The following is a 17,242-nucleotide window of genomic DNA, read 5'->3' on the forward strand; positions in this document are numbered from 1 at the left end:
CCCCGATGAACCTGTCCCCGCGTCAACACTGGATCGGCGTGCTTGCCCGCGCCTTTCGCAGTGAATTGCTGCCCCATGAAGACGCCCTGCGCGACGTGGATTACCAACTGATCCGCGCCCCGGAAATCGGCATGACCCTGGTGCGCGGCCGCATGGGCGGCAACGGTGCGCCGTTCAATGTCGGCGAAATGAGCGTGACCCGCTGCGTGGTGCGCCTGGCCGACGGCCGCACCGGCTACAGCTACCTGGCCGGGCGCGACAAGGTCCACGCCGAGCTGGCGGCCCTGGCGGATGCGCATTTGCAGGGCGCGCACCCGAGCATCTGGCTCAGCGATTTGATCCGCTCACTGGCCAACGCCCAGGCCGAACGCCGGGCGCAGAAAGAGGCCGACACCGCCGCCACCAAGGTCGAGTTCTTCACCCTGGTTCGAGGAGAAAACTGATGAATGCCCAACTCTTGCAACCGGCGTTCGTAGACCCGGTGCTGGATGCCCAGCGCGGTTTTCGCGGCGCCCTCAAGGCCCTCGCCGAGCCCGGTTTGATCCAGTCCTTGCCCGCGGCGCCAAGCCTTGAAGGCCTGGCGCCGGCCACCTACGCGCTGTGCCTGGCACTGCTGGATACGGACACGCCGCTGTGGCTGGCACCGAGCTTCGACACGCCGCTGATTCGCGCCAACCTGGCGTTCCATTGCGGCTGCCCGCTGACCACACGCCGGGAAGAGGCCGCGTTCGCCTTGCTCGGCGAACAGGACTTGCTCGACCTCGGCGGCTTCGACCACGGCAACGACCGCTACCCCGATCAGTCCTGCACCTTGCTGGTCCAGTTGACCGACCTGGAAGCCGGTCGCGCCTTGAACTGGCAAGGCCCGGGGATCAAGACCCAGCGCCAGGTCAACCTGCCGGTGCCTCAAGCGTTCTGGCTGGAACGCCAACGCCGCGAAACCTTTCCCCGTGGCCTGGACGTGTTGTTCGCCGCCGGCCATCACCTGATCGGCCTGCCACGCAGTACCCGAATTGCACAGGAGCGTGCCTGATGTACGTAGCCGTCAAGGGTGGCGAACAGGCCATCGACAATGCCCACCGCCTGCTGGCGAAAAAACGCCGGGGCGATACCTCCATTCCTGAACTGAGCGTGGAGCAGATCCGCGAGCAACTGCCGCTGGCGGTCGCCCGGGTGATGAGCGAAGGCTCGTTGTACGACACGGAGCTTGCCGCACTGGCGATCAAGCAAGCGGCGGGGGACCTGGTGGAAGCGATCTTCCTGCTGCGGGCCTACCGCACTACGTTGCCGCGCTTCAGCCCGAGCCTGCCGATCGACACCGCGCAGATGTCGTTGAGCCGACGTTTGTCTGCGACGTTCAAGGACGTGCCGGGCGGCCAACTGCTGGGCCCGACCTTCGACTACACCCATCGCCTGCTGGATTTTGCGCTGCTGGCCGAAGGTGAATACCCGGGCCCGCAAACCGCACCGGATGCGACCTTGGAAGCGTGCCCACGGGTGCTCGGTTTGCTGGCCAAGGAAGGCCTGATCAAGAACGAATCCGACGACACCGGCAGCGTCGCCGACATCACCCGCGACCCGCTGGAATACCCGGCCAACCGTGCCCAGCGCCTGCAAGCCCTGGCCCGTGGCGATGAGGGTTTCCTGCTGGCGCTGGGGTACTCCACCCAGCGTGGGTACGGCCGCAACCACCCATTCGCCGGTGAGATTCGCATTGGCGACGTAGAGGTGTGGATCGACCCGCAAGAACTGGGTTTCCCGGTCTGCCTGGGCAGCATCGAAGTCACCGAGTGCGAGATGGTCAACCAGTTCGTCGGCTCGGCCACCGAGCTGGCGCAGTTCACCCGCGGCTACGGTTTGGCGTTCGGGCATGCCGAGCGCAAGGCCATGGGCATGGCCCTGGTGGACCGCTCGCTGCGGGCCAGCGAGTTCAACGAAGAGATCGTCTCGCCGGCCCAGCAGGAAGAATTCGTGTTGTCCCACTGCGACAACGTCGAGGCGGCGGGCTTTGTATCTCACCTCAAGTTGCCTCACTACGTGGACTTCCAGTCCGAGCTGGAACTGATCCGCAAACTGCGCCAACCGGCCGAGGGCACCCGCCATGAATGACCTGACTCAAACGCCTGCGCGTGACCCGGCGTACAACTTCGCCTACCTCGACGAGCAGACCAAACGCATGATCCGCCGCGCCTTGCTCAAGGCCGTGGCGATCCCCGGTTACCAGGTGCCGTTCGGCGGGCGCGAGATGCCGCTGCCTTACGGCTGGGGCACCGGCGGCATGCAATTGACTGCCGCGATTCTGGGGGCCGACGACGTGCTCAAGGTGATCGACCAGGGCGCCGACGACACCACTAACGCCGTGTCGATCCGCCGCTTCTTCGCGCGCACTGCGGGTGTTGCCACCACCGAAAGCACCCCGGACGCCACGGTGATCCAGACCCGCCACCGCATCCCGGAAACTCCGTTGCAGGCCGACCAGATCATGGTTTACCAGGTGCCTATCCCGGAGCCGCTGCGCTTTATCGAGCCGTCGGAAACCGAGACCCGCACCATGCACGCCCTCAATGACTACGGGGTGATGCACGTAAAACTCTACGAAGACATCGCCACCTTCGGCCATATCGCCACCAGCTACGCCTACCCGGTGATGGTGGATGAACGCTACGTGATGGACCCCTCGCCGATCCCGAAATTCGACAACCCGAAACTCGACATGAGCCCGGCGCTGATGCTGTTCGGTGCCGGTCGCGAAAAGCGCCTGTACGCGGTGCCGCCGTACACCCAGGTCAACAGCCTGGACTTTGAAGACCATCCCTTCGAAGTGCAGAAGTGGGAACACAACTGCGCCATCTGCGGCAGTCACGATTCGTTCCTCGACGAGCTGATTCTGGATGACGCCGGCACCCAGAGTTTTGTGTGTTCCGACACCTGGTACTGCGCCCAACGGGTGAAGGAGAGCAACCAATGATCCAGGCCCTGATGAAGCAACCACCGCTGAGCGTGCCCGCCGAACCCTTGTTGCAAGTGCGTGACCTGTCGCTGCTGTACGGCCCGGAAAAGGGCTGCCAGGGCGTGAGCTTCGACCTGTACCCCGGCGAAGTGCTGGGGATTGTCGGCGAGTCGGGCTCGGGCAAATCCACCTTGCTCTCGCTGCTCAGCGGGCGCCTGCCGCCCCAGGCCGGCAACATCGGCTATCGCGGCAAGGACGGCGAATGGCTGGACCTGTACAGCGCCAGCGAAGCCGAGCGCCGCACCTTGCTGCGCACCGAATGGGGCTTTGTCGAGCAGAACCCACGGGACGGCTTGCGCATGGGCGTCTCGGCCGGCGCCAACATTGGCGAGCGCCTGATGGCCCAGGGCGTGCGTAATTATCAGCAGCTGCGCGGCGCGGGTCTGGACTGGCTGAGCCAGGTGGAAATCGACCCGCAGCGCATCGACGACTTGCCCCGCACCTTCTCCGGCGGCATGCAACAGCGCCTGCAAATCGCCCGCAACCTCGTCTCCAGCCCGCGTCTTGTCTTCATGGACGAACCCACCGGCGGCCTGGACGTGTCGGTGCAAGCACGCCTGCTCGACCTGCTGCGTGGCCTGGTGCGCGAGCTGGACCTGGCGGTGGTGATCGTGACCCACGACCTCGCCGTAGCACGCTTGCTGGCCGACCGCCTGATGGTGATGCGCCGTTCGCGGGTGGTGGAAACCGGGCTGACGGACCAGATCCTCGACGATCCACAGCACCCTTACTCTCAACTGCTGGTGTCTTCGGTATTGCAGCCATGATGAATGCCCTGATCGAGGTCCGTGACCTCTCGAAAACCTTCACCTTGCACCAGCAGCACGGCGTGGTGCTGAACGTGCTGCGCGGGGTGGAGTTCAGCGTGAAAGGCGGCGAGTGCCTGGTGCTGCACGGCCAGTCCGGCGCCGGTAAAAGCACCTTGCTGCGCACCTTGTACGGCAACTACCTGCCGGCGGGCGGCAGCATCCGCGTGCAGCACCTCGGCGAATGGCTGGAGCTGGTGGGTGCCGAGCCCCGTGAGGTGTTGCAAGTGCGCCAGCAGACCCTCGGCTATGTCAGCCAGTTTTTGCGGGTGATCCCGCGTGTGGCTTGCCTGGATGTGGTGATGGAGCCGGCCCTGGCGCGCGGCTGGTCCCGGGACCTGGCGCGTTCCCGTGCCGAACTTTTGCTCAGCCGCCTGAACATTCCCCAGCGCCTGTGGCAGCTGGCGCCCGGCACCTTTTCCGGTGGCGAACAACAGCGGGTCAACATCGCCCGCGGCTTCATGGTGGCCTGGCCAGTGATGCTGCTGGACGAACCCACCGCGTCACTCGACGACAGCAATCGCCAAGTGGTGCTGGAACTGATGAACGAAGCCAAGGCAGCCGGTGCCGCCTTGATCGGCATCTTCCACGACCGCGCCGCCCGTGAAGCGGTCGCCGACCGCCATTTCGACATGACCCCCGCGCCTGTTGCCCAAGAGGAATACGCCCATGCCCGCTGAACAGATCCTCAGTAATGCCCAGGTCGTCACCGCTGACCGTGTGTTTCTTGGCTCGGTGGTGCTGCGCGACGGGCTGATCGTCGACATCGCCGAAGGCCGCAGCCAGTTGCCCCAGGCCCAGGACCTGGACGGTGATTGCCTGCTGCCGGGCCTGGTGGAGTTGCACACCGACAACCTGGAAAAACACATGACCCCGCGCCCCGGCGTGGACTGGCCGTCCACCTCGGCGGTGCTCAGCCATGACGCGCAGATCATCGCGGCCGGCATCACCACGGTGTTCGACGCGGTGTCCATCGGCGATGTGAACCCCAAGGGCAACCGCATGCAGAAACTGCCGGCGATGCTCAACGCCATTGCCGCGGCCGAAAGCGCCGGCCTGACCCGCGCCGAACACCACCTGCACCTGCGCTGCGAGCTGTGCCACCCGGACACGTTGAGCGTGTTTCGCGACCTGGTGGAAAACCCGCTGGTGCGCCTGGTGTCGGTGATGGACCACTCGCCGGGCCAGCGCCAGTTCGTGCTCGAATCCAAGTACCGTGAGTACTACATGGGCAAGTACCACCTGAACGACGAGACCATGGACGCGTTCATCAAGCTGCAAATGGCCAACTCGAAGGAATACAGCGACCGCTACCGCGCCGCGATCGTCGAGCATTGCCTGACGCGCGGGCTGTCGGTGGCCAGCCATGACGATGCAACCCTGGCACATGTCGAGGAGTCGGCGCGCTACGGCATGACCATCGCCGAATTCCCCACCACCCTGGAAGCGGCGCGGGGCTGCCAGGAACTGAACATGAAAGTTCTGATGGGGGCGCCGAACGTGGTGCGTGGCGGGTCCCACTCGGGTAATGTGGCCGCCGCCGGCCTGGCGGCCGAGGGCTTGCTGGATATACTTTCCAGTGACTACTACCCGGCCAGCCTGCTGCAGGCGGCGTTCGTGCTGGCCGATCAGCAGGACGGCGGCGATCTTTCCCGGGCGGTGAAGATGATCAGCCTGGCGCCGGCACATGCTGCGGGCCTGAGTGATCGCGGCGAAATCGCCGTGGGCCTGCGGGCCGATCTGGTGCAAGCGAAAAAAAGCCGCGACGGACTGCCAGTGGTCCAACAAGTCTGGCGACAAGCGAAGAGGGTGTTTTGATGGCGGGCAGGTTGATCTATCTCATCGGACCATCGGGTTCGGGCAAGGACAGCCTGCTGGATGCCGCACGACCGCGTTTGGCCGAGCGTGGCTGCCGCATTGTGCGGCGGGTCATCACCCGCTCGGCGGAAGCGGTGGGCGAGGCCGCGCAGGGTGTGAGCCCGGCGCAGTTTGCCGCGATGGAGGCCGAGGGCGCGTTTGCCCTCAGCTGGCACGCCAACGGGTTGGCCTATGGCATCCCCCGGGAGATCGACGAATGGCTGGCGGCGGGGCACGACGTGCTGGTCAACGGCTCACGTGGCCATCTGGCGCAAACCCGGCTGCGTTACCCGAACCTGCTGGTGGTGTTGCTGACGGTGGACCAGGCGGTGTTGCGCCAGCGCTTGCTGGCGCGGGGCCGCGAATCCCTGGCGGACATTGACCAGCGGCTGGCGCGCAATGCCCGGTTCGCCGACAGCTTGAGCACGGCAGCAGACGTGTTCCTGCTCGACAATTCCGGCCAGCTGGAACACACGGTCGAGCGCTTGCTGGGCTGCCTCGACGGGCAACCGGCATGCGCCTGACACTGCTGGGCACCGGTGACGCGCGGCAAGTCCCGGTGTATGGCTGCGAGTGCGCCGCCTGTGGTCTGGCCCGCAGCGACGAAAGCCTGCGCCGCCGCCCATGCAGCGCATTGATCGAGTGCGGCGACCAGCGCTGGTTGATCGACAGCGGGTTGCCCGACCTCACCGAACGCTTCCCGCCGCGCAGCTTCAACGGGATTTTCCAGACGCACTATCATGCCGATCACGCCCAGGGCCTGCTGCATTTGCGCTGGGGCCAGGGCCTGGTGATTCCGGTGCATGGGCCGGTGGATCCGGAAGGTTTGTCCGACCTGTACAAGCACCCCGGCATCCTCGATTTCAGCCAGCCGTTTGCCGAGTTTGAAACCCGCCGCTTTGGCGAGCTGAGCGTCACGGCGTTACCGCTGCTGCATTCCAAACCCACCTTGGGTTACCTGCTGGAAGGCGAGGGGCGGCGCATCGCCTACCTCACCGACACTGTTGGCCTTCCACCCGCCACCCGCGACTGGCTGCAACGCGAGCCGCTGGATGTGCTGGTGCTCGACTGCTCCATGCCGCCGCAGCCGCAGGCACCGCGTAACCACAATGATTTGACGCTGGCGTTGCAGTGCATTGAGGAGGTCGGCGCCGAATTGGGCGTGCTGACTCATGTGGGGCATACGCTGGATGCGTGGTTGTTGCAGCATCGGCGGGAGTTGCCGCGCAACGTCACCGTAGGCTGGGATGGGCGGGTGTTGTAGTGGGCTCGGCTTGGCCTGTTTGAAGATTCTGGCATGGAAGCCGTAGGACGAGCGTTTAGTTAAGAGTAAGAGTGTATTAAGTTCTAATGAAGTACTTTGCAGCGTTTGCGAGGGGGGCTAATTGTTTGGGTGGGATTTGTGAGTGGTGATTAGTGTGAGTGTAACTTTTTGCTTTGTTGAACGGTTCCAATTGTCTGGCGTCTTTTGATTTTCATTAAATTTCCATATATAAAACAATTGGTTGGGCGGGCGCGGTGAGTTGTTTTTGGGGCGAGTTTGTAAAGGTTGATGGCATTGCCAGGTAACTTGATACATGGTTTTTAGTGTGGCTGTTTTGAAATAAAGTGGTAGTTGGAATATTGCCTTTCTCTATGGAGACTTAACCAGGCTTTGACGGCTAAGTCGTCGAGGTTATGACTCGCATTTTGTGAGTTGGTTACTTTTAGTAGTGAGAGGCCTATTTTTTTTATGAATTCTTTAGTTGCTCCATCCTTCACCTGTTACTCACGAAACTCCGATATTGAATCGCTGGCCGTCCTTCCTGAAACGCCAGATCATACGGTCTCCGGTGCGGCGGCGAAAAAACCATCCTTCACGACGGATCAAGCGGCCGCGCACATCACCCGAGGGGGTTACAAGTTTCACGATCGAAATGACGATAAAAAAACAATCATCTCTTACAACTTTGCCGGTGGGTTTACCCCGCAACAAAAAGAGCGTGCCCGATTAGCGTTACAGTCATGGGCGGACTTGGCCAATATCACCTTCAAGGAAGGTGCCGCGGATGCGGATGGCTCAATGACCATTAAAGATATTCCTGGTTTTAGTGGTGGGTGGGCGTCACTTCCGAATAAACATATCTACAACGTTTCGGCCAATATTGGTACGGCGGATGCTGGCGGTACTCCACCGCTGGGCAGTTACTTTCCGTTTGTGACTTTGCATGAGCTGGGACATGCCATCGGTCTTGAGCACCCCGGTGGCTACAATGGCGGGGGCAGCTATGACAGTAACGCCGATTACGCGGAAGATACCAGGGCCCGCAGTGCCATGAGTTACTGGTCTGAGCGTAATCAGCCGGGGCATGATTTCAACTCGCGGATGCCTTCCGCTCCGATGATTGATGATATCGCGGCGATTCAGCGTGTTTATGGCGTGAATACTCAAACCCGGAATACCAACACCACCTACGGTTTTAATTCCAACACCGATCGAGACTTTTACAGCCTGAAAGACGGCACCGAGAAACCGATTTTTTCGGTGTGGGATGGCGGTGGCATCGATACGCTGGACTTTTCGGGGTTTGCACAGAATCAGACGATCAACCTCAATGCTGAGGCGTTCTCCGACATCGGCGGGCTCAAGGGAAACGTTTCGGTTGCGAAGGGCGTGGTGGTAGAGAACGCCATTGGTGGTTCGGGTAAAGACACCTTGGTGGGCAACCAGGTTGCCAATCGCCTGAAGGGCGGTGGAGGGGCAGATGAGCTGCTGGGCGGTGGTGGCGGGGACACCTTCATTTACGATCGGGCGAGTGACTCCACCCCCGAGAGCCCTGATCTGATCAAGGACTTTACCAGCGGTTCCGACAGGATTGACGTCTCTGGCGCGCTTAAGTCTGCCGGTATCAAGGCGCTTACCTTCGGTGCCTTGACGGGGCGGCCAGGCGATGCGGTCTTGAGCTTCGACCACAACACCGGAGAGGGAAGCCTGGCCATCGATTTTTCGGGAAATGGCAAGGCGGATCTCTATGTAAAAAGCAAAGGAGAGATCAAGCGTGGGGATGTCCTTGAACAAGGGGGCGAGCCGGATGATCCCAATCCCAATCCTGACCCCAAACCGGATCCGAAGCCCGACCCAAAACCTCGCAACACGGACACCACTTACGGTTTCAACTCCAATAGTGGTGATCCCACCACTAGCCTCACCTCCTCCAGTGATAAACCCCGTTTCACGGTAAAGGACGCCGAGGGTATCGATACGCTCGACTTCTCGGGGTTCAACCAGAACCAGATCATCGACCTTCATTCCGGATCGGCTTCTGACGTGGGTGGCATGAAAGCTAACGTCTTGATCGACGCTTCCAGCATCATTGAAAATGCCATTGGTGGTGCGGGCAATGATCTGTTGATCGGAAATCACGTGAGTAACCGACTCAAAGGCGGGGGGGGTTCGGACAAGTTGTGGGGCGGCGGTGGCGCTGACACGTTTGTGTATGAACAGATCAGTGATTCAACGCCTGAGGCGCCTGACCTGCTGATGGATTTCATCAGCGGCACCGACAAGATTGATGTGTCAAAACTCATGAGTGCTGCCGGCATCCGTAAACTGGATTTCGTCAGTGTGTTGACGGGCAAGGCGGGTCAAGCCGTTTTGAACTACGACTCGCAGTTCGACACAGCCAGTCTGGCCATTGATCTCAAGGGCGATGGCAAGGTTGATCTGTTGGTGAAAAGTATCGGCGAGATCAAGGCCGGTGATGTCCTGGTTAGTGACGGGGGGGATCCGAAGCCGGATCCGAAGCCAGACCCGAAGCCGGATCCGAAGCCAGACCCGAAGCCGGATCCGAAGCCAGACCCTAAACCGGATCCGAATCCGAATCCGAATCCGAATCCGGATCCGAAGCCAGACCCAAAGCCGGATCCAAAGCCAGATCCAAGACGAGAAGAGAAGGACGACACGATCTACGGCTTCAACTCCAACACGGGCAAGCCTCATATGACCCTGACGTCCGCCGCCGACAAGCCGGACTTCACCGTCCATGACAAGAGCGGTAACGATACCTTTGATTTTTCCGGCTTCACCCAGAGTCAGGTCATCAGCTTGAACGGGGGAACCCATTCCAGTGTGGGTGGGTTGAAAGATAATGTGTTTATCACCGAGAAAACCGTCATCGAGAATGCCATTGGTGGCGGTGGCGACGACAGGATGAGTGGCAATGAGGCAGACAACATCCTGATTGGCGGCGCGGGAGCCGATAACCTGACCGGTGGCGGCGGCTGGAACATCTTCAAATACAACGCAGCCTCCGACTCGACCCGCGAGCGTGCGGACCTGTTGATGGATTTCACCACCGGCAAGGACAAAATCGATTTGTCGCAGATGAGCAAGAGCGCGGGTGTCGATTTGAACTTTGTGGACAAGTACACCAGCAAGGCGGGCGATACGATCATCAAGTTCAATACGGTAACCGGGCGTTACTTGTTGGCAGTCGATTTGACCGGTGGAGGCAAAACGGAGTTTCTGATTAAAAGTACACGGATAATAAGCCCGGAGGATGTTATAGGCCTGACACTGAAGCCTGATACGTATCTTTGACGGCCTGGAACGTACACGGCGCTTTCTTGGGGTCCGAGAGGGCAGTTAATACAATCAGTGTCGGATACCGTGTTGATTGTGTGACTGTTATTGTTTAAGTACTTCTTCGGAAATAATATCGGGGTTGGTGAGTTGTACTTTCATATGGCAACTTATTGGTCCCGGTAAATAGGATTTCCGGGGCTTGTGGGCCGTGTATGGAAAGGCCCGTTATTTGGTCTTGTAAAGGATGTCATCACGTGATAACTGCCTCTCCCGTTTTTAATTTTTATGTACAAAACCCGGCAGTGCCGGCAACGCCGGGCAATCGTTATGCCGATAAGAGTGCCAGCACCGTGATTGGCCGGCCGGAACCCGAGCCGGGTGTTTCGGATACGGTCTACGGTTTTAACTCCAATACCGGCAACCGATCCATGAGCCTGCACTCTCTTAGTGGTGCGCCAAGGTTCACCGTACAGGACCGACGCGGAAACGATACCCTGGACTTTTCCGGGTTCAGCCAAAACCAGACGATTGATCTGCGTGATGGCGCGGCTTCCAGCGTGGGCGGCCTGCGTAATAACGTCTCGATAGGTAAAGGTGTGACAGTGGAGAATGCCGTAGGCGGCGCAGGCCACGACGTGTTGATTGGCAATAACGTCGACAATGTGTTGACCGGCGGTGCGGGCGGCGACGTTCTTTGGGGAGTGGGGGGGACAAATACATTCCGCTATGAAAAAGCCAGTGATTCTCCCTATTACAACGCGGACCTGATCATGGATTTTGTCAGTGGCAGAGACAAGATTGATCTGACGCAAATGATGAACGAGATCAATACGCCCTTGCGATTGGTTGACCACTACACGGGGCGTATTGGCGATACGGTGGTGAAGTTTAATCCGCAGAGTGGCCGCTACTTTGTGGGGGTAGACCTCACCGGGCGTTGTGAATCGAACTTCCTTATTAAAAGTGCCCGATTGGTAAGGCCTTCGGATTTGGTGGGTCCTGTTGTTGAGCGGCAACGTCCGGTGTAAGACTGTTTGCTGAGGCGCGTACAGTCTAAAGGTTGATTGCACTATGCATCCGCTCTGCAGATGTCCGCGCCTTGGTGTTTTTTGGATTGCTTAAAGTATGGGCATAAGTTTTCCTGGTTTACGGTATTCAGAGATATTGGGGTGTTTAGCTATTAGTTAAAAGGAGCGTGCTGTTTTATGAGAAGTTCTTATCCTGGGGCTATTGAATTGTCGCCCTACAACTTGCCGGTGTCTGACCCTGGGCCGTTCGGGGTGGGTGCCAATAACAAGCCGTCGTATACGACGGACCAGGCAGCCAAACACATCACCCGGGAAAACATGGCGTTCCGGGACCGCAACGGTGACCAGAAAGTTGACCTGGCCTACACCGTAGACAAGCGTTTCACCCCCCAACAGCAACAGCGCGTGCGCCAGGCCGTGCAGTCCTGGCAGGACGTCGCCAACATCAACTTCAAGGAACAGACCGGTGGCGCTGATGGCACCGTCAACATAAGAAGCAATCCAGGAGGCGACGGCGGCGTCGCCACGTTTCCATCGCGCTCCACCACCAGCACCACGGCCACGGTTGGCACGCGCAGTGCCGGTACTGCGCCGGCCCTGGGCAGTCATTTTTCGGTGACCACCGTGCATGAAATCGGCCATGCCATCGGCTTGCAACACCCGGGTAACTACAACGGTGGAGGCTCAACCTATCAAAGCGGCGCGGTGTACGCCGGAGACACAAAGGCCCGCAGTGTGATGAGTTACTGGTCGGAGAAAAACCAGCCCGGCCATGACTTCCAGTCACAGAACCCGTCGGCGCCGATGATGGATGACATTGCGGCTGCGCAGCGGCTTTACGGCGCGAACCACCAAACCCGCAATACCGACACCACCTATGGGTTCAACTCCAATACCGAGCGCGAAGCGATGACCCTCAAGAGCGCCAGGGACAAACCCGTTTTTTGCGTATGGGACGGCGGCGGTGAGGACACGTTGGACTTTTCCGGGTTCTCCCAGGACCAGAAGATCGACCTCAATGCCGAGTCGTTCTCCGATGTGGGCGGCCTGAAGGGTAACGTTTCGATTGCCAAGGGCTGTGTGGTGGAAAACGCGATTGGCGGTGCCGGCCGCGACACCCTGATCGGTAATCAGGCCAACAACCGGCTCCAAGGCGGGGCGGGGGCGGACACGTTGCGCGGTGGTGGCGGGGCGGACACGTTCGTGTACGACAAGGCCAGCGACTCCACACCCCAGAGTCCCGACGTGATCGAGGATTTTACCAGCGGCACCGACCGGATTGACGTCTCGGGGGCCTTGAAAGAGGCGGGCGTCAGCGCGCTGGTGTTTACCGACCGATTCAGTGGCCGGGCAAGCGAGGCGATGCTCACCCACGATGCGGCGACGGGTCGCTCCAGCCTGGCGATCGACCTGAAGGGCCGTGGCAGCGCCGACCTGCTGGTCAAGAGCAACGGCGCCATCAAGCCCGGGGATGTGATTTGGGACGGTAGAAAACCTGAAGTGCAGCCAATGCCGAGGGTCCAACCTACCCCCTTGGTGCAGCCGACGCCGACCCCATCGCCGCCCGTTGATTCGACGACAGGCACACTGGCCGCGTTAGGCGAGATGATCACGAAGACACTCTCACTGTTGTTGCAGTTATTGGGCACCGCGGCCAGGCCTTGATGGCGGCTACAGGTCATCCATGCCAAATCGCTCAGCCAACGCCTTGCGCCCCTTTGGCGTCAATCCCAGTGCCCGGCTGTCAAGGTCCTGGGTCACCCATTGGCGCCGGAGGAGACTCTGCAGCAAAGCAGCTCCCAGTGCGCCGGCCAGGTGAGGACGGCGCATGCTCCAGTCCAGGCACGAGCAGGCGAAACGACGCCGTTGGGTTCGCAGGGTGTCGACATCAACCCCTAATTCGGACATGGCTTTTTCGCCACCCGCCGTTAGCTGATAGGCATCAGCGCCTACCAGCCAGCCGGCCTCGATAAAGTGATCATGCAGGCGCACTGCCAACGTCCCGGCCATATGGTCGTAGCAGGTGCGGGCGAACTGCAATCGGCTGGGTGTGGTTGCAATGAACGCTATCGCGGTGTTTTGGCTGATCACCATCAACGCTTCAAGCACCTGGGCGATATGCGGGCCCGCAAGGCTGTAATAGCGATGCCTTCCCTGAGTATGCAGTTTAACCAGACTGTCTTCCTTGAGCCGTGCCAGGTGGGCGCTGGCGGTGGAGGCGCTGACCTCGGCGATGATTGCCATTTCGGTGCTGGTGCGCGCATGGCCGTCCATCAGTGCGCAAAGCATTTTGGTCCGTGCAGGTTCCGCAATCGCGCCGGCGACCCGGGAGAGGGCGGAGTCATCGTGGTGGGCATTCATATTTCGTTCCTGAACGAATCGTTGCCGTGTGCGGTGGCAGATAGTAGCGGTTCTTTAGGCACAGGATGTACTGAATGACCCCGCTGGAAGCTGCGACACACAACAACGCTTATGAGTATTACGCAGGCTTGAGGCTCAACGGCGAACTGCTGTTTGATGAAGGTCTCGGGCTATGGATCGCCAGCACTGCCAGGACGGTCGAGGCCGTGCTGACGCATCCCGATTGCCGGGTGCGACCACTGCATGAGCCGGTGCCTGCGGCCATTGCGCAAGGTGCGGCGGGGCAGGTGTTTGCGTCATTGATGCGCATGAATGAAGGCACACGCCATCGGTGCCCCAGGGCGGTCATCGAGCCGGCGTTGGCCTCATTGGCTACCGAAGATGTCGTGACTCGCATCGGTCCCCCAGCGGCTGATCTGAACGAATTCATGTTCACGTTTCCCTTGTCGGTGGTCGCGCATTGGTTGGGTTTTCCAGGCGATCAGTTGCGGGAAGTCGTCCAGCGGACTCGTGATTTTGTCGCCTGCCTTTCACCGTTGAGCAGCGAGGCTCAGCTGCGCGATGCGCACGCCGGGGCGAGCCGGCTAAGGGAAATGTTCAGCGGGTTGCTGGCGCAATCAGGGTTGCGGGAGCACATCCTTCGCAACTACGAAGCCAGTACCTGGGAAGACCCCGACGCATTGATCGCCAATCTGATCGGGCTGCTGTCACAGACCTGCGAAGCCAGTGCAGGTCTTATCGGCAACACCTTGGTCACACTGCATCGGCGCCCCGATCTGCTGGAACTCGTCCAGCGTACGCCGACCCTCACCATTGCGTTGGTCGAGGAGGTCGCCCGCTACGATTCTCCGGTGCAGAACACCCGACGATTCGTGGCCAGCCGCTGCACCATTGGCGACCGGACTCTGGAGGCTGGAGATACCGTGCTGGTGTTGCTGGCGTCGGCCAATCGGGATCCTGCGGCGAACCCGGAACCCGACCGATTTTTACTCGAGCGCCAGCAAGGACGAACCTTCAGTTTCGGCTTGGGAAGGCATCAGTGTCCGGGTCAAAAAATCGCGGTCAGCATTGCCGCGCAGGCGATCCAGGATTTACAGCGTCGTCAGCAACGTGTGCTGAGCAGCCCGTGTGCGTTCAGTTACTGGCCGTCGCTGAATGGGCGTATCCCGCGCTTTCACGGGTAAGGATCAGCGCAACACGCCCTCCACGAACTCGATAAACGCCCGGGCCTTGGCACTGATCATCCGGCCTGTGGGCAACACGGCCCACAAGTCCCGGGGCGGCAGTTCCCAGTCGGTGAGGACTGCCTTGACCTCGCCACTGGCGATCTCCGGCAGGAACATCCATTCGGCGGTCATCGCCACACCCTGGTGAGACAGCACCCCTGCGCGGATGCCTTCGGAGGACGTGACGCGCAGGCGCCCGTGAGCGACCACCGGGTATTGATGGGCACCTTGAGTGAAGGTCCAGCAGGTGCTTTCGCTCAAGCTATAGATCACCGCCTGGTGGTGCAGGAGGTCTGCCGGGGAGCGGGGTTCGCCATGGCGTTCAAAGTAGGCGGGCGTGCCAAAAATCCGGCAGGGGCTTTGGCCAATCTTGCGGGCCGTCAGGCCGGAGTCACTCAGGTTGCCGATGCGCAGTGCGACGTCGATACCTTCTTCCACCAGATTGAGCAGGCGGTCGTCGAGTACGACGTCGACGTTCAGGCCGGGGTGTTGCTCAAGGAAAGGGCCCAGGTTGGGGATGATCTGCAAGCGGGAAAAAGTTACGCCCGCGCTGACGCGCAGGGTACCCGACAGTCCGTGGCTGGCGCCTCGGGCGGCGTCGTCGGCATCGTTGGCCTCGTCGATCGCGCGCTTGGCCTTCTCAAAAAACGCCAGGCCCGCCTCGGTGGGCGTCAGTCCCCGGGTGGAACGCATCAGCAACCTGACCGCCAGCCGGGCTTCCAGTTGGGCAATGCCTTTGGACACGGCGGGCTGGCCAATGCCCATGCGTTTGGCAGCAGAGGAAAACGAGCCTGTCTCCACGACGTGAACGAAGGTTTCCATGGCGGTGAGGCGGTCCATCGGAATGTCCTTTTGGCGGTGGCGTTTCGGGAATCATGGGGTCTTTGGGAAAAGGGGGGAAGCCAATCGTGTGGCATAGAATTTATTCCCTGAGGGAATAGGGATTCTGCTGTATTTGGGCAAGACCGAGAAGGTCAACGTGACCTTGCCCGGCTATTTGATCCAGCGTATCGACCGCTATGTGCGCGAGCACAAAGTAAAAAGCCGCTCGTCATTTCTGGCGGATGCGGCTTTGGAGAAGTTGGTGCGGTTGTAGCTGGACTAGGCGGTGGCCACCGCCCCTTGCCGCGATGCACTCAAGAAGCGCAGCAAGGCCACCAACGGGAACGCGCTGCCCACCAGCATCACCCCCAGCCAGCCGCCGTGTTCGTACACGCTGCTGGCAATCGCCGACCCGAAGGCGCCGCCGATGAAGATGCTGGTCATGTACAGCGCGTTCAGTCGGCTGCGGCTGTTGGCGTCGAGGGCGTAGATGGCGCGTTGGCCGAGGACCATGTTCATCTGCACGCAGAAGTCCAGGACCACGCCGGTTACCGCCAGGCCAATCACGCTGTACAGCGGGTGTACGAAGGCGGGCAGGAAGCTCAACGCGGCAAACAGCATCGCCAGCAGTGAGGCGCGGTGGGTGTGGCCGGCATCCGCCAGGCGCCCGGCGATGGGCGCGGCGATGGCGCCCAGGGCACCCACCAGGGCAAACAGGGCGATCTGGCTTTGGCTCAGGCCATGGTTGCGGGACAGTTCCAGCGGGGCGGCGGTCCAGAACAGGCTGAAGGTGGCGAACATGCAGCCCTGGTAAAACGCCCGCTGGCGCAGCACCGGCTGGCGACGCAGCAAGGTGCCCAGCGAGCCGAGCAACTGGCCATAGCTGGCGGCGTGATCGGGTTGGCGCTTGGGGATGGTCAGCATCAGCACCACGCTGATAAACGCCATCAGGGCTGCGGCAGCCATGAACATGGCGCGCCAGCCGAAGTGGTCGGCCACCACGCTGGACACAGGCCGGGCCAGCAGGATGCCCAGCAGCAGGCCGCCCATGATGCTGCCGACCACCCGGCCACGGGATTCAGCCGGTGCCAGGTGCGCCGCCAGGGGAATCAGGATTTGCACCGACACCGAGCTGAAGCCGATCAGCAGCGACACCAGCAGGAACAGGTTCGGCTGTTCGGTGAAGGCTGCGCCCAGCAGGCTGGCAATGGCCACCACGGTGGTGATGATCATCAGCCGGCGGTTTTCCAGCAGGTCGCCCAGCGGCACCAGGAAGAACAGGCCCAGGGCATAGCCGATCTGGGTCAGGGACACGATCAGGCTGGCCATGGCCGGCGTGAGGCCGATGTCCGGGGCAATCAACTCGATGATCGGTTGGGCGTAGTAGATGTTGGCGACGATGGCGCCGCAACAGAACGCAAACAGCATCACCATGCCTCGGGTCATGGTGCTTGTAGCGTGGGGCGTAGCGTTCATGGCGTTCTCATAAAAGCGAAGAAAGAGGCGAGCGAGATTAAAGACTGGCCCGGGGCGGGAGTAGCCCGTTTGGGGTGATAACACTTATGCCG

16 protein-coding genes and 1 pseudogene are annotated in these 17,242 nt (G+C 60.9%); 14 read left to right on the forward strand and 3 right to left on the reverse strand.

Annotated elements, in window-relative coordinates:
• The first annotated feature begins 5 nt into the window (after positions 1 to 5).
• From phnG to HX875_RS10090, 12 genes are all read left to right on the forward strand, one after another.
• Complete coding sequence (gene phnG / locus HX875_RS10035; protein WP_053255197.1) at positions 6 to 443, forward strand: phosphonate C-P lyase system protein PhnG; 438 nt, start codon at positions 6 to 8, stop codon at positions 441 to 443.
• Positions 443 to 1,033: a phosphonate C-P lyase system protein PhnH gene (gene phnH / locus HX875_RS10040; RefSeq protein WP_177043062.1), complete on the forward strand. Its 591-nt coding sequence runs from the start codon at positions 443 to 445 to the stop codon at positions 1,031 to 1,033. The genes phnG and phnH overlap by 1 nt, the downstream gene beginning before the upstream one ends.
• Positions 1,033 to 2,109: a carbon-phosphorus lyase complex subunit PhnI gene (locus tag HX875_RS10045; RefSeq protein ID WP_069552271.1), complete on the forward strand. Its 1,077-nt coding sequence runs from the start codon at positions 1,033 to 1,035 to the stop codon at positions 2,107 to 2,109. The genes phnH and HX875_RS10045 overlap by 1 nt, the downstream gene beginning before the upstream one ends.
• Complete coding sequence (locus HX875_RS10050; protein WP_053255200.1) at positions 2,102 to 2,968, forward strand: alpha-D-ribose 1-methylphosphonate 5-phosphate C-P-lyase PhnJ; 867 nt, start codon at positions 2,102 to 2,104, stop codon at positions 2,966 to 2,968. Before HX875_RS10045 ends, HX875_RS10050 begins: the two co-directional genes overlap by 8 nt.
• On the forward strand, positions 2,965 to 3,777 hold the full coding sequence (gene phnK, locus HX875_RS10055; protein WP_177043063.1) for a phosphonate C-P lyase system protein PhnK: 813 nt from the start codon (positions 2,965 to 2,967) through the stop codon (positions 3,775 to 3,777). Before HX875_RS10050 ends, phnK begins: the two co-directional genes overlap by 4 nt.
• Positions 3,777 to 4,496, forward strand: a complete 720-nt coding sequence (phnL, locus tag HX875_RS10060) for a phosphonate C-P lyase system protein PhnL (protein WP_053255202.1) — start codon at positions 3,777 to 3,779, stop codon at positions 4,494 to 4,496. Before phnK ends, phnL begins: the two co-directional genes overlap by 1 nt.
• Entirely contained in the window at positions 4,486 to 5,634 is a 1,149-nt protein-coding gene (locus HX875_RS10065; RefSeq protein WP_177043064.1) for an alpha-D-ribose 1-methylphosphonate 5-triphosphate diphosphatase, read from the forward strand. The genes phnL and HX875_RS10065 overlap by 11 nt, the downstream gene beginning before the upstream one ends.
• The gene (phnN, locus tag HX875_RS10070; RefSeq protein ID WP_177043065.1) at positions 5,634 to 6,197 is read left to right on the forward strand and encodes a phosphonate metabolism protein/1,5-bisphosphokinase (PRPP-forming) PhnN; all 564 of its coding nucleotides are present in this window, start codon (positions 5,634 to 5,636) and stop codon (positions 6,195 to 6,197) included. The genes HX875_RS10065 and phnN overlap by 1 nt, the downstream gene beginning before the upstream one ends.
• Positions 6,188 to 6,937 (forward strand): phosphonate metabolism protein PhnP, encoded by a 750-nt coding sequence (gene phnP, locus HX875_RS10075; RefSeq protein WP_177043066.1) that lies wholly within the window; start codon positions 6,188 to 6,190, stop codon positions 6,935 to 6,937. The genes phnN and phnP overlap by 10 nt, the downstream gene beginning before the upstream one ends.
• Positions 6,938 to 7,405: 468 nt before the next feature.
• Positions 7,406 to 10,252 carry a M10 family metallopeptidase C-terminal domain-containing protein gene (locus tag HX875_RS10080; RefSeq protein ID WP_177043067.1) on the forward strand — a complete coding sequence of 949 codons (2,847 nt, stop codon included), beginning with the start codon at positions 7,406 to 7,408 and terminating at the stop codon, positions 10,250 to 10,252.
• A 239-nt stretch (positions 10,253 to 10,491) separates the two neighbouring features.
• Positions 10,492 to 11,265 (forward strand): M10 family metallopeptidase C-terminal domain-containing protein, encoded by a 774-nt coding sequence (locus HX875_RS10085; protein WP_177043068.1) that lies wholly within the window; start codon positions 10,492 to 10,494, stop codon positions 11,263 to 11,265.
• A 177-nt stretch (positions 11,266 to 11,442) separates the two neighbouring features.
• Positions 11,443 to 12,930 (forward strand): M57 family metalloprotease, encoded by a 1,488-nt coding sequence (locus HX875_RS10090; RefSeq protein WP_177043069.1) that lies wholly within the window; start codon positions 11,443 to 11,445, stop codon positions 12,928 to 12,930.
• A gap of 6 nt (positions 12,931 to 12,936) precedes the next feature.
• Here the strand turns inward: HX875_RS10090 and HX875_RS10095 are convergent, their stop codons facing one another.
• Positions 12,937 to 13,626, reverse strand: coding sequence for an ArsR/SmtB family transcription factor (locus HX875_RS10095; RefSeq protein ID WP_177043070.1), 690 nt, complete (start codon positions 13,624 to 13,626; stop codon positions 12,937 to 12,939).
• A gap of 74 nt (positions 13,627 to 13,700) precedes the next feature.
• Here HX875_RS10095 and HX875_RS10100 point away from each other — a divergent pair, with 74 nt between their 5' ends.
• Complete coding sequence (locus HX875_RS10100; protein ID WP_177043071.1) at positions 13,701 to 14,810, forward strand: cytochrome P450; 1,110 nt, start codon at positions 13,701 to 13,703, stop codon at positions 14,808 to 14,810.
• 3 nt (positions 14,811 to 14,813) lie between these two features.
• On the opposite strand, the gene HX875_RS10105 is transcribed toward HX875_RS10100, so the two are convergent.
• Positions 14,814 to 15,692, reverse strand: a complete 879-nt coding sequence (locus HX875_RS10105; RefSeq protein ID WP_177043072.1) for a LysR family transcriptional regulator — start codon at positions 15,690 to 15,692, stop codon at positions 14,814 to 14,816.
• Positions 15,693 to 15,804: 112 nt separating this feature from the next.
• Here HX875_RS10105 and HX875_RS10110 point away from each other — a divergent pair.
• A pseudogene (locus HX875_RS10110) lies at positions 15,805 to 15,948 on the forward strand (type II toxin-antitoxin system HicB family antitoxin); the annotation flags it as partial.
• 5 nt (positions 15,949 to 15,953) lie between these two features.
• On the opposite strand, the gene HX875_RS10115 reads toward HX875_RS10110, so the two are convergent.
• Positions 15,954 to 17,150: an MFS transporter gene (locus HX875_RS10115; RefSeq protein WP_169385930.1), complete on the reverse strand. Its 1,197-nt coding sequence runs from the start codon at positions 17,148 to 17,150 to the stop codon at positions 15,954 to 15,956.
• Between the last annotated feature and the right edge of the window lie 92 nt (positions 17,151 to 17,242).

Origin of the sequence: Pseudomonas yamanorum (genome assembly GCF_013386765.1) — a bacterium.
Taxonomy (GTDB): Bacteria; Pseudomonadota; Gammaproteobacteria; order Pseudomonadales; family Pseudomonadaceae; genus Aquipseudomonas; species Aquipseudomonas yamanorum_A.